This is a genomic window from Pectobacterium actinidiae, from assembly GCF_000803315.1.
Classification (GTDB): Bacteria; Pseudomonadota; Gammaproteobacteria; order Enterobacterales; family Enterobacteriaceae; genus Pectobacterium; species Pectobacterium actinidiae.
On sequence record NZ_JRMH01000001.1, the window covers coordinates 2,981,437 to 2,995,160 of the forward strand.

7 protein-coding genes and 1 pseudogene are annotated in these 13,724 nt (G+C 57.7%); 1 reads left to right on the forward strand and 7 read right to left on the reverse strand.

Translation table 11 applies throughout. The features are described 5' to 3' along the window. Positions 1 to 81: 81 nt before the first annotated feature. The 7 genes from cobA to KKH3_RS12785 form a co-directional block, all read right to left on the reverse strand. Positions 82 to 915 (reverse strand): uroporphyrinogen-III C-methyltransferase, encoded by an 834-nt coding sequence (gene cobA, locus KKH3_RS12755; RefSeq protein ID WP_039360171.1) that lies wholly within the window; start codon positions 913 to 915, stop codon positions 82 to 84. 25 nt (positions 916 to 940) lie between these two features. Continuing rightward, positions 941 to 3,649, reverse strand: a complete 2,709-nt coding sequence (locus tag KKH3_RS12760; RefSeq protein WP_039360174.1) for a nitrate reductase — start codon at positions 3,647 to 3,649, stop codon at positions 941 to 943. Further along, positions 3,646 to 7,833 carry a nitrite reductase large subunit NirB gene (gene nirB, locus KKH3_RS12765; RefSeq protein WP_076995013.1) on the reverse strand — a complete coding sequence of 1,396 codons (4,188 nt, stop codon included), beginning with the start codon at positions 7,831 to 7,833 and terminating at the stop codon, positions 3,646 to 3,648. The genes KKH3_RS12760 and nirB overlap by 4 nt, the downstream gene beginning before the upstream one ends. 19 nt (positions 7,834 to 7,852) lie before the next feature. Beyond that, positions 7,853 to 8,647 (reverse strand): ABC transporter ATP-binding protein, encoded by a 795-nt coding sequence (locus KKH3_RS12770; protein ID WP_039360177.1) that lies wholly within the window; start codon positions 8,645 to 8,647, stop codon positions 7,853 to 7,855. Between the two features lie 10 nt (positions 8,648 to 8,657). Continuing rightward, on the reverse strand, positions 8,658 to 9,572 hold the full coding sequence (ntrB, locus tag KKH3_RS12775) for a nitrate ABC transporter permease (RefSeq protein ID WP_039362414.1): 915 nt from the start codon (positions 9,570 to 9,572) through the stop codon (positions 8,658 to 8,660). A 12-nt stretch (positions 9,573 to 9,584) separates the two neighbouring features. Continuing rightward, positions 9,585 to 10,844 carry a CmpA/NrtA family ABC transporter substrate-binding protein gene (locus KKH3_RS12780; protein WP_039360179.1) on the reverse strand — a complete coding sequence of 420 codons (1,260 nt, stop codon included), beginning with the start codon at positions 10,842 to 10,844 and terminating at the stop codon, positions 9,585 to 9,587. A 903-nt stretch (positions 10,845 to 11,747) separates the two neighbouring features. Continuing rightward, on the reverse strand, positions 11,748 to 13,037 hold the full coding sequence (locus tag KKH3_RS12785; protein WP_039360181.1) for a nitrate regulatory protein: 1,290 nt from the start codon (positions 13,035 to 13,037) through the stop codon (positions 11,748 to 11,750). Between the two features lie 84 nt (positions 13,038 to 13,121). Here KKH3_RS12785 and KKH3_RS12790 point away from each other — a divergent pair. Continuing rightward, positions 13,122 to 13,685 (forward strand): annotated as a pseudogene (locus KKH3_RS12790) (methyl-accepting chemotaxis protein); the annotation flags it as partial. Positions 13,686 to 13,724 lie beyond the last annotated feature (39 nt).

The following is a 13,724-nucleotide window of genomic DNA, read 5'->3' on the forward strand; positions in this document are numbered from 1 at the left end:
AACAGCGGAGAAAGTGGAAAGCGCCTCGAAGAAAAATCGGTTTATTTCGAGGCGCTGGCCGTAGGCAGGGAGCCGTTGCCGTCAGGCGGCTGCATGCTTTTCCATCGTCAACCGCGCAGGGGCAGCGTCGACCTTCAACGCCGGATGACGACAGAAGCGGACGACGTCACCGACCACCAGCAGGCTCGGCGACTGTGGCTGATAGCGAGCCAGCAATGCCGGTAAGGTTGCCAGCGTCGCCGTTAACAGTCGCTGATCCGGCTGCGTACCGCGTTCAATAATCGCGACGGGCGTCTGCGCGGACAGCCCGTGTTCGATCAGGCGCTGGCACAGTCGACTGCTGTGGCTCAGCCCCATGTAGAACACCAGCGTTTGCTGGCTGTCCGCCAGCGTCGGCCAGTCCAGTTGCGGTTCGCCATCGCGCGAATGGCCGGTCACGAAGCGCACTGACTGCGCACAGGCACGGTGCGTCAGCGGTAGCCCCACGGCCGCCGCACAGCCTGTCGCGGCAGTAATACCGGGCACGACATGGCAGATAATCCCCGCCTGCTGGGCATAGTCCATCTCCTCGCCGCCACGACCAAAAATAAAGGGATCGCCGCCTTTCAGACGGATCACCCGCTGCCCGGCCTGCGCCAGCTCGACCAACAGCTGATTGATTTTTTCCTGTGACAGACGGTGGCAGCCGCGTGTTTTTCCGACATCGATACACAGCGCCTGCTCCGGCACCAGATCCATAATCTCCGCCGACACCAGCCGATCATAGACCACTACATCCGCCTGCTGGATTGCGCGCAACGCCTTCAGCGTCAGTAGTTCCGCATCACCCGGCCCGGCTCCTACCAGCCAGATTTCACCGCCGAGTATGGGCTGACGCCGTTGGCCTGCGGCCAATATTGATTGTGTTGTCATCATGTCACACCTCATTACGCCGTGGCGCTCAACCTGCTTTTTTCAATTCATTGACCGTTATCGGCACATGCTGGCTCAATAAGGCCTTCAGTTCGGGGATACAGGAACCGCAGTTGGTACCACATTTCAGCGTGCCGCCTAACGCTGCCACGCTGTGACACCCCTTACGAATCGCGCCGACGATGATTTCTTCACCAACGCTATAGCAACTGCAAATCGTGGCTCCCTGCTTCACCTGTCCTTGTGGAGCCTGACCCGCCAGCAGCGCATGGCGCTCATGCGGTAGCTGCGGTGACGTGGCAAACGCCTGACGCACCGCATCGCTATCAATACGCAGCACCTGCGCACTGACATAGCAAGCCAACACCACGCGCCCAGCGCGCCAGCCAATCAGGTGAAATACGCCATTGCCCTGCGCAACCTGACACTGCATATTTTCCAACCCATAGTGTTCAGTCAGCCATGCCTGCCAATCGTCTACTGGCTCGCGGTCAGCAAACAGATACTGCGTCACGCCTTCATGAGGGATCTTGCTCCAGTAGGTGGCGGGGGGCGGTAGAACGTCATGCTCGGCAGGCAACGTTAATGGCGCTGAAACGGGTTCGTCAGTAAAAAACAGCGTTGCCTGCCAGGCGGTATGCCAGGGCTGGACACGCACCCGGCTGTGCTTGCTTTCCGGCTGGCCGGAATGGGGATCGGTAATCGGTGCGACTAAACTGTCAGCCCGCGCCTGTGCGCTGAACTGCTGATTCCAGTGCATCGGTACAAACACGCTGCCGCGCGCCTGCCCGGCATCAAGCCGCGCTCGCGCCAGCATCCAGCCGTGCACCGACGACAGACGCACCAAATCACCCGCCTGAATATCATGCGTCTGCGCATCCTGTGGGTGCAGTTCGCAGTAGGGTTCACTGATATGACGCATCAGCCGAGCCGCTTTGCCAGTGCGCGTCATGGTGTGCCACTGATCGCGAATACGTCCGGTGTTCAGAATCAGCGGATACGCCGTGCTCCACGGACTTTGCGGCAGCGACGGCGTGACGGCGACCAGACGCGCTTTGCCATCGGCATGCCAGAATCGGCCATCGTCACCCAGTCGGGCGCGTCCGTTCGGGAATGCCGCATTCACCGGCCACTGTATCGGTTCCAACTGCTGCCACTGTTGATTGCTGAGCGTCGCCAGCCCGCTGATATCAAACGCACGGCTACCGTCATTCTCAAACCCGGACAGCGCCGCATGTTCACGAAAAATCTCCGCCGGATGCTGATAAGCAAATGCCTCGGAAAACCCCATGCGCTGCGCCACCTGACTCAGCATCCACCAGTCGGCTTTGGCTTCCCCCGGCGCGGGCAGAAAGGCACGCTGGCGAGATAGGCGACGTTCGGAGTTGGTCACCGTGCCGTCTTTTTCTCCCCAGCCCAACGCAGGTAGTAAAATATCGGCGGTTTCTGCGGTATCGGTATGACGCATCACCTCTGAGACGATCACCAGCGGGCAGCGCTCCAGCGCCTGTTTCACCCGGTCAGCGTCCGGCATCGATACCACCGGATTGGTGCCCATCACCCATACCGCTTTAACATCACCACGTTCTACTGCGCGAAATAGGTCTACCGCATTCAGGCCAGGCTGTGTCGCCACGTTATCGCTCTGCCAGAAGCGCCCAACCCTCTCAATATCTTGTGGCGTAAAACCCATATGGCTGGCGAGCTGATTGGCCAGGCCGCCCACTTCCCGCCCGCCCATCGCATTGGGCTGTCCGGTTATCGAAAAAGGACCACTGCCGGGTAAACCGATTTTGCCGCTCAGGAGATGGGCATTGATGATGGCATTGCATTTGTCACTGCCCGAAGACGATTGGTTAACACCCTGCGAATAGAGCGTGACCACTTTTTCATGAGTGGTGAACAGATGGTAGAAGCGCTCGATATCGGCTTCATCAAGCTGGCAGAAATCTGCCACCTGCGCCACCGACCATGCTTGCGCTGACTGTAGCGCATCCTCTACGCCGGAAAAACGCTCAGCCAATGCAGTGCGATCGAGGCATGAATCCTGCGCAAGCCAATGCAGCAGGCCGTTGAACAGCCCCGCATCGCTGCCGGGCTGCAACGATAAATGCAGATCGGCAATGTCACAGGTTGCGGTACGCCGTGGATCGACCACCACCACCTGCATCTGTGGCCGCTGCTGCTTCGCCTGCACCAGCCGCTGATAGACCACCGGATGCGCCCAGGCGGTATTGGAACCGACAAGCACCACCACATCCGCCAGTTCGATGTCTTCATAACTACACGGAACGGCGTCCGCTCCCAGCCCACGCTTATAGCCAATCACCGCAGACGCCATGCACAGGCGCGAATTGGTATCCATGTTAGCGACGCCGATGAAGCCCTTCATCAGCTTGTTGGCGACGTAATAATCTTCGGTCAACAATTGGCCTGAACCATAAAACGCCACCGACTGCGGGCCGTGCTGCTGCATGGTCGCCAGCAGTCGTTCGGCCACCGTATCGAGCGCCTGTTCCCAGCTCACGCGACGCCCTTCCACCAGCGGCCACAAGAGCCGGCCTTTCAAATCCAGCGTTTCACCCAGCGCAGAACCTTTGACGCACAGCCGACCCAAATTCGCGGGGTGTACGGGATCCCCGCTGATCTTTACCGCACCTTGCCCATCGTGTTCTGCCAGCACGCCACAGCCGACGCCACAATAGGGGCAGGTTGTCCGACAGACGTGCGCGTTCATGATGCTTTCGCCATAGCCGTGTCTGCCAGAGCAACGCCTTCTGGCACGGCCAGCGGTTGACGGCATACCCAGATTTCGTCGGCTTCCACGCGCACCGGCCAGGCACGCACATACAGCGCGCTGTCATCCGGGCAGACGCCATCCCGCAGCTTGAAGCGTTTTTTGTACAGCGGAGAAATGACCACCGGCTCGCCTGCCACATCGCCGATCAGTCCACGCGACAGTACATTCGCCCCGCTGCCCGGTTCGTGGTTTTCTAACGCGTAGACCTGCTGCTCGCTACCCGGCAGATGGAACAACGCAATCTGCTGCTGTCCGAGACGCGCCGCCATACCAGCATGACGCGGAATATCCCCCAGCGTCGCCACTTGTACCCACTCCGCTTCATGCGCGGCGGGTTTCAGGGCAACCGGCTCTGTTGATGCCGTTTTTTCATGCTCCTGTGCCGGACGGATCTGCCCACGTTCAGGCACCATCACCACCGCTTCATCCGGGCTATCGCTGTTCAGGAAGCCACGGAACAGCGCCAGACGTTCCGGGCTTTCCAACGTGGTTTGCCATTCACACTGGTAGGCATCCACCACGCGCTGCATCTCTTTATCTAGCTCTTCACCGATATTCAGGCTGTCCTCCAGAATCACCTGACGCAGATAGTCGATACCCCCCTCCAGATTATCCATCCAGGTGCTGGTGCGCTGGAGGCGATCGCCGGTGCGAATATAGAACATCAGCACCCGATCGATGGTGCGCAGCAGCGTTTCCGTATCCAGATCGCTGGCGAAGAGATCCGCATGACGCGGTTTCATGCCGCCATTGCCGCACACGTACAGGTTCCAGCCTTTGTCCGTGGCAATCACGCCGATGTCTTTGCTTTGCGCTTCTGCACATTCACGGGTACAGCCGGAAACGGCCATTTTGACTTTATGCGGCGAACGCAGCCCCTTATAACGGTGCTCCAGTTGGATCGCCAGTCCAGTGGAGTCCTGCACGCCGTAGCGGCACCAGGTCGAGCCCACGCAGGATTTCACGGTACGCAGCGATTTACCGTAGGCATGGCCGGTTTCAAATCCGGCATCGATCAGCTCACGCCAGATCGCTGGAAGCTGCTCTAAGCGAGCACCGAATAAATCCACCCGCTGGCCGCCGGTGATCTTGGTGTACAGGTTATAGCGCTGCGCAACCTGACCGATGGCGATCAGGCCTTCTGGCGTTATTTCCCCCGCCGGCACGCGCGGCACGACGGAATAGGTGCCGTCTTTCTGAATATTGGCGAAGAAACGATCGTTGGTATCCTGCAACGGCAGGTGCTGTGGTTGCAGCAGGTAGTCATTCCAGCAGGACGCCAGCATCGACCCCACCAGCGGCTTACACACTTCGCAACCCAAACCGTGGCCGTAACGCTCAAGAAGGCTGTCGAAAGAACGGATTTCATGCACGCGGATCAGGTGATACAGCTCCTGACGCGAATAGGCGAAGTGCTCACAAATATCCTTTTTCACTTCAACGCCCAACTGCGTCAGTTCGTACTCCATCACCTGCTTGAGCAACGGCACGCAGCCGCCGCAGCCCGTCCCCGCTTTGGTGCAGGTTTTCAGCGCCCCCAGTTCGCCGCAGCCGCCCGCCACCGCTGCCGAGATATCGCCTTTGCTGACGTTATGACAGGAACAAATCTGTGCGCTAGCCGGTAAGGCTGCCACGCCCAGCCCTTTCGGTGCCTCACCGGAACGCGCGGGCAAAATCAGCCCTTCCGGCTGTGTAGGCAACGGCATGTCGTTGAGCATCATTTGCAACAGCGTGCTGTAATCGCTGCTGTCGCCGATCAATACCGCCCCCAGTAAACGCTTGCCGTCGGCAGACACGACAATTTTCTTGTAAACCTCGTTCGGGCCGTCCGTCCACTGGTAGCTTTGGCTTCCCGCCGTACGCCCATGCGCATCGCCAATCGAAGCCACTTCCACACCCAACAGTTTCAGCTTGGTGCTCATGTCGGCACCAGTAAACGGCGTGTCACGCTGCGCCAGCGTATCCGCCACGCTGCGTGCCATCTGGTAGCCCGGTGCCACCAGCCCGAAAATTTGCCCTTTCCACAGTGCACACTCGCCGATGGCGAAAATCGCGTCATCGGAGGTCTGACAGCGGTCATCAATCACGATGCCGCCGCGTGGCCCTTTCTCTAAATCGCAGCTATCCGCCAGTTTGTCGCGTGGGCGAATTCCGGCGGAAAACAGCACCAGATCGGTTTCCAATACGCTGCCGTCGGCAAAGCAGAGACGATGTAGCGCCTGCTCGCCGTCGGTGATTTCACGCGTTTCTTTGCTGAGATGAATCTGTACGCCCAGCGCTTCAATCTTGCGGCGCAGCATGCTGGCACCGCCGTCATCCAACTGTACCGCCATCAGACGCGGAGCAAACTCCACCACATGCGTATCCAGCCCCAGTTGACGCAAAGCGTTTGCGGCCTCCAGCCCCAGCAAGCCGCCACCGATCACCACACCAGACTTGCCCTTTTTCGCCTGTGCTGCAATCGCATCCAGATCGTCTAGCGTGCGATACACCAGACAGCCGGGGCGCGTGTTGCCAGGAATCGGCGGAACAAAGGCATAAGACCCCGTCGCCAGCACCAGTTTGTCGTAGGCGGTTTCTCTGCCCTGCGCATCACACACGCACTGACGTTCACGATCGATAGCCACGATCTCGCTGGCACTGCGTAGCTCAATGCCGTTCTCGGCAAAAAAACCGTCTTTTACCAGCGACAGCGAAGCGGCACTGCGGCCGGAAAAATACTCGGAGAGGTGAACACGATCATAGGCTTCATGGCGTTCTTCGCCGAATACGACGATGTGGTAATGCTGATGCAGGTCGCGCTCAACCAGCTGTTCAAGAAAATAGTGGCCGACCATACCGTGGCCGACGACCACTAAAATAGGTTTGCTCATGACAGGAATCCTTACAGCTTCAGGCTGTGAGTCAGAATCAGGGGAAGAAAAGCCGAAAAGCAGCGAGGCAGGCGGAATCATCTCGCCTTCTGTCGCGCTATCCATCGCGGCCAGCAAACGCTGGCTGTCGTCAGTGTCGCCATACAGCAGGACACCGCTCAGCCGACCGTCGCGAACCAGCAGACGGCGGTAGCGCTGCGTCTGCGGATCAAAAAGGGTGTACACCTCATCATCCGGTGTAACGTTAATATCGCCGCCGCTGACCACGCCAATACCGGTGACCTTCAGGCGCGTCGCCGCCTGTTCACGCTGATAGTCTTTCGGTGCATGTCCAGCAAGGCGCTGTGCCACCAGCGTGGCATGGGCGAAACACGGGGCAACCAGCCCAAATGTTTCGCCATTGAGTTCGCAACATTCGCCAATCGCGCTGATATACGGATCGGCGGTTTGCAGTTGTCCATCCACCAGCACCCCACGATTGCAAGGCAAGCCGCATTCGCGCGCCAGTTGGCTGGCAGGGATCACGCCCGCCGTCACCACCACCAGACCCGCCGGAATCGTACGGCCATCTGCCAGCGCGACCGCCGTCACCCCGCGTTCATCGCCATGCAGCGCCACAACCTGCACATCCGTCTCGCAGGCAATACCGCGTTCGCGCAGGCTGTCGCACAGCAGGCCACTCGCCGTGCCGTCCAGTTGACGTTCCATAAGAACCGGGACGCGATGCAGCAACGTGACGTCGGCACCACGCAGTTTCAGCGCCGCCGCCGCTTCAATGCCGAGCAGGCCACCGCCAATCACCACCGCCGGGACGGACTGGCGAATCGTCGTCAACATCAGCTCAACATCATCCAGCGTGCGGAAGCCGCATACGCCCGGCAGATCGATACCGGGCATCGGCGGCATAAACGGCGTGGAGCCTGTCGCCAACACCAGATGATCGTAATGCAGCTGTCGTTGCGTCGTTGTCACCTCACGCCGCTGGCGATCGATATGGGTTACCCGCTCACCCAGCAGAAAGTTCACCGGCAACGCCGCATCGTCGTCGAGAGTCGCTGGCGTCAGCAGCGTATCCGTAAACGCTTTTTCGCCGCTCAATACCGGCGACAGCAGGATACGGTTATAGCTGGTGCGCGGCTCATCACCAATCACGGTGATTCGATAGCGCGTTGCAGCCAGTTGGCGCAGCATATCGACGAAGCGCGCACTCGCCATCCCGTTACCAATCACAATCAGATGCGGTTTCATCATCGTTCCGGCCTCGCTGTCAGGCTGCTTTAGGCTGTTTTTCATATAAGAAATGCAGCACCTGCTGACGATAGTGGTGGTAGCGTGGATCGTCGGCCAGCACGACGCGTGAACGCGGACGTTCCAGATCGACCGTCATGATTTCCCCCACTGTCGCCGCCGGGCCGTTGGTCATCATCAGTACGCGATCCGATAACAGCACCGCTTCGTCGACATCGTGCGTAATCAGCACAATCGTGGTTTGCAACCGCTGCTGAATCTCCATCACCGCATCCTGAAGATGTGCGCGGGTCAGCGCATCCAGCGCGCCGAAGGGTTCATCCATCAGCAGCACTTTCGGCTTCATTGCCAGCGCACGGGCAATCCCCACACGCTGTTTCATCCCGCCAGAGATCTCATTCGGCCGCTTGTTCAGCGCGTGCTCCATATGCACCAGTTCGAGATTGTGGGTAATCCATTCGTGCATTTCGCGTTTGTTCATCTGACCGCGAAACACCTGACGTACCGCCAGCGCCACGTTTTCATAGGTGGTCAACCACGGCAGCAGCGAATGGTTCTGAAAGACCACGCCGCGCTCCGGCCCCGGGCCATCGATTTCACGGTTGTCACACAGCAGGCCGCCGCTGCTCGGTAGCGTCAGGCCAGCAATCAGATTCAATAACGTCGATTTGCCGCAGCCGGAATGGCCGATCAGGCTGATCGTCTCACCGGTGTGAATATCAAAACTCACCTGATCCAGCGCCAGAAACTCACCGCTGGCGGTATTGAAACGCTGGCTCACCTGCTGCACTTGAATAATGGGTGTTGTACGCATCGTCGGCTCCTTAGCGATTTTCATAGCTGAAACGGTTAGCAATCCACACCAGCCCCTGCTCAAGCAGCAGACCGATAACGCCAATCACCACGATGGCGATAATGATATTTTCCACATTCAGGTTGTTCCACTCATTCCAAATCCAGAAGCCGATACCGACGCCGCCAGTCAGCATTTCTGCGGCGACAATCACTAGCCAGGCGACGCCAATCGACAAACGCACACCAGTCAAGACGTTAGGCAGCACCGCAGGCAGCAGAATCTTGCGCATGATGGTGAATTCGGAGAGCTTCAACACCCGCGCTACATTCAGGTAATCCTGTGGGATGCGACGCACGCCCTCGGCGGTGTTGAGGATCATCGGCCAGATGGAGCAGATAAAAATAGTCCAACTGGATGCCGGTTCGGCACGCTGGAACAGCAGCAGACCGATAGGCAGCCAGGCCAGCGGACTGACCGGGCGTAGCAGCGAAATGATCGGGTTGAGCATATTGGCCAGAAAGGTAAAACGACCAATCAGGAAGCCAGTAGGAATGCCGACCAGTGCCGCCAGTCCGAAGCCAATGCCAACGCGTTGCAGCGAGGCCAATACGTTCCAGCCGATACCCTGATCGTTCGGCCCTGCGATGTAAAACGGATCGGCAAAGAGGCTGAGCGCCGCAAGCCAGGTCGTCCACGGCGTCGGGAAGTTTTCACTGTTGAGCGCGGCAATCTGCCAGACCGCAACCAGCAGCCCTAGCCCCAATACCGCAGGGAACAGTTGCTGAAACAGCTTGCGCAGCAGCGGGCGGTAGGCGAAAGCTGGTGCCGCCGGTGCTTTTGCAGGCATTGCGGGTTTAGTTGGCAGCGGCGTAATGTCGGCGCTGTGTACGGTTTCCGGGGTGCTATCCGCGGTAATGGGAATGACCTGAGCCTGGTTTTTCATCATCAACCTCACTTATTTCTTCACGCTAAAACTGTTGGCATAACCCGCCGGATCGCTACCATCCCAGCGACGGCCATCGATGAGCACGCTGCTGCGCATATCGCTACCGGGCAACGGCACATTCCCTACCGCATCGGCCGCCTGCTTATAGATATCAATACGGTTAACCTGCTTCGCCACAGCCAGATAATCCGGCTCTTCGGTGAGTAAACCCCAGCGTTTATGCTGAGTGAGGAACCACATACCATCGGACAGGTACGGGTAGTTCACGGAACCGTCGTGGTAGAAACGCATCGCGTGTTCGTCTTTCCAGCTTTTCCCCAGCCCGTTCTCGTACTGGCCCAGCATGCGCCCGACGATGGTGTCTTCTTTGGCATTGATGTACGCACGTCCGGCAACGACACCTGCCGTTTCACGACGGTTGTCGTCCGAAGCATCAATCCAGCGCGACGCCTCAAGGATCGCGGCGGTCAGCGCACGGGCGCTATTCGGGTTGGCATTCACCCAGTCAGCGCGGGTGCCCAGTACTTTTTCCGGGTGATCCGGCCAAATGTCTTGCGAGGTAGCGGCGGTAAAGCCGATCTTTTCGCTGATAGCGCGCTGGTTCCATGGCTCACCGACGCAATAGCCAACCATGTTGCCAATCTTCATGTTCATCACCATCTGCGGTGGCGGCACTACCACAGTGCGCACGTCGTTCAGCGGGTGAATCCCGGCGGAGGCCAGCCAGTAATAGAGCCACATGGCGTGGGTGCCAGTAGGAAAGGTTTGCGCGAAGGTGTAAGTACCCGCCGGGCTGGCCGCGATATATTTTTGCAACCCAGCGAGATCTGTTACGTTGGCTTCGCGCAGTTGGTTTGCCAGCGTAATCCCTTGTCCGTTCTGGTTAAGCGTCATCAATGCCGCCATGTTGCTCTGCGATCCAGACAGCCCCATTTGCAGACCGTATAGCTGACCATACAGAATGTGTGCGGCATCCAGTTCGCCCGATACCAGCTTGTCGCGTACCGCTGCCCAACTGGCTTCTTTGCTGGGAACAATGGTGATGCCATATTTCTTATCGAAGCCTTTCACTGCCGCCATCACGACCGAGGCGCAGTCCGTCAACGGGATAAACCCAACCCGAATTTCCTTTTTCTCCGGCGCATCGGAACCGGCAGCCCAGGCGCTATTCATCAACCCCGGCAGCATCAGGCTGCCTCCTAGTGCAGCACTCCCCAATAGAAACTGGCGGCGAGAGACGGTCATGCTTTTGGTTTTGGAATCACTCATCAACGACACCCTTACGCAAAAACGCCTTTTCAGGCGGTAAAAACAAAAACGGCGTCCACAAGCCCATGCAGAATCTGCACGCTTATGGACGCCGTTGTCCGATTAACACCTTCCGCACCGCCGTTGGCCCGAAACGCATTATGAATGTTTGGTTGTTGCTAATGAGTTAAAGCAAGGTTTGTGCCAGCTATCACAGTTTTGAGCGTTCCACTTCGCAGGGGCCGTCTCTTAGTCACATTTCTATACAGACTCAGAGATCGTTTCGTGCGCCATGCCGTCACCATTATATGCAATACCGTACACGCGCCCGACGCAGGGCGCTCAAGCGCCGCAGCCCTGCGAACCCTGGCTTTCCGGCTAAATTATGCCGCTACGCGGTGCCATCAGTGTTTATGACCGCGAGTCGAGCCGCCAGTGACGCGTTCCCGACGCGGCACTGACTTTCGCGGCATCCATGCCGCTCACTCGGCGGTCATCCCCACCGATGCATAATTTTCACGCCAGGTTAAGTTAACCTATTAATAAATATATAAATTTTAAAGAATGAAGTCTCAAGATAAGGGGCTATTTAGCGTGGTTTGTCTTTTCTTCCGCGTAAATCGCGCTGAGGACAAATCAGTCTCCAGGATGAGCAGCAGGGACGCTGCGAAAGTGGCTGCCGCGTCGGGAACGCGTCAGCCACGGTCCGTCAGGTGACTGATTTTCCGAAGGAACCGCGCAGCGGCGTAATTTCCCGCGAAAAAGCCCCGTGTCGTGCGGGTGCTATGGCATAGCATAGGAATGACGATATTTTTACGCACGAAACCACCTCATACTTCTGGTATTCCGTTATTTTACCTCTCACGAGGGCACTCCTTGCACCGCCAACTGGCAGAACACGCACAGTTCATGTGCATATACCTCTTAAGGGGTATCACCAAATACATCGGCTACCGCGAGCATCGCCGTCGCGATGTCAATCAGCTTTTTATTCTGGCTCATCGCCATGCGGCGCAGGGTTTTATATGCCTCTTCTTCACTTAATCCACGGTGCTGCATCAGCAGGCCCTTCGCACGATCGATCTGTTTTCTTTCATTTAACGTGGCTCGTAGCGTAGCCAATTCATGATCCTGCGCCTGTAAGCGACGCGACTGTTGTTGCACCAGCGACAGCAGCGAACGTCCCAGCTGTGGGCTAACGCCATCGCTATGTAGCCAGCCGGGCTGCGCACTTTGCCCTTCTACATCATGGCCGGCGATAAATATCGAATAGCCGGGATCGTCATGCTCCTGCTGCGCCATCAACTCTTCGAGATCCGCACGCTGATCGCTACATGCCTTCTCCGCTGACGCAATGCGGGTACGGCAGCGCTGCATCAGTGTCTGCTCCAGTTCATCTTCCATCTGTTTCATTTCATCAATGCGCCGCGTGGCAATCGAAAACCAGTGCAGGCTATCGGCCTCCGGCAGCTTTTCTATCGGGCTGCGGGTGCACACAATACGGCGCAGGCGCTCAAACTCGCTGTCTACCGCGATAGCACGCCAGCGCTGCTGGTTTTCTTCATCGCTAAAACCCAGAAAGGTATCGAAACAGCGCTCCTGGCGTTCAATCAAATCCAGCAGCTTTTGCCGAGTTTCCTCATCGACGCAGCCCGCCGCATAGGCCGCCGCGCCAATAGCACGCTCCTGCCCCGCCAGCTCTTTCCCCTGCATAAAGCTAAACATGGCAATCAGCGCGCGGGAAATCCCCGGGTCGGCCGCCGTGTCCGAAACCTCAAAAACCAGCGCCAGCAGATTGCGGACAATGTCGTTAAAAAACGTCATCGCCTGCGGCTGAGGCAGCAAACGCTGGCAAATCTGCTGGCGCAGCGAGGGCAACAAGCTCAGCGCATAAACCACGCTGGCAACACGGCTGAATAAACGGCTCGCCTGCGGCAACTCCGCCGTCATTTTTTCCAATCCAGCCAGATGCGTCATCAAGTGCGTCTGCGCTACCTGCACGTCTTTCTCACGTAGCGCCAGTTCGTCGGCGAACAGTCGACCATCGGAGCAGAGAAATAGATTGGCCGTTCCCCGCTCACGCTGTAATAGATGGACGAGTTGGCTGATCTTGCCCACCAGCTCACCGCTTTGCAGCAAGTAACGCAGGCTGTTCAGCTCACACTGGCGCGAGGCAAGCAAAAATCGAATTGTCGTTGAAGGCTCCGCCACCATTGCACTCTCTCCTGAAAAAACCATTTTCAGAAATATGCAATTAACGCGCCAGCCAGATTCAAAAAAAGAATGCGACAATAATGAGTCATGGCAAATAAAGGGGGGAATATCGTTAATCATGTGGTGACGACCATGCATGACATCACCACCAGTTCACAAAAAATTGCCGATATTACCAGCGTCATTAACAGCCTCGCCCAGCGCAGTGCGCAAGCGGCAAAAGAGATTGAAGGATTAATCGCAGAATCCGTCGCCCGTATTAATACGGGCTCTGAACAGGTTGCTCAGGCGGGGGATACCATGAACCACATTGTTCGCTCTGTCACCCGCGTCACTGACCTGATGGGTGAAATTGCCTCGGCGTCAGAAGAACAGAGTCGTGGTATCAGTCAGGTTAGCGTCGCGGTGACCGAAATGGACGGCGTTACGCAGCAAAACGCCTCGCTGGTGCAAGAATCGGCCGCTGCTGCTGCCTCACTGGAAGAGCAGGCTCACCAGCTAACGGAAGCCGTGGCGGTATTTCAACTACCGGGACACGCTTCCCGCTCCTCTCTGAATGTCAGGCCGCTTTCCCATACAAAGGCATTACCTACGCCAAAGACTTCAGGAAAGACGAAAGCACACGAAAATAATTGGGAAACCTTTTAAGTGTCAGCAATGAAATAAGTACGCGAGCGAACCGCCCGT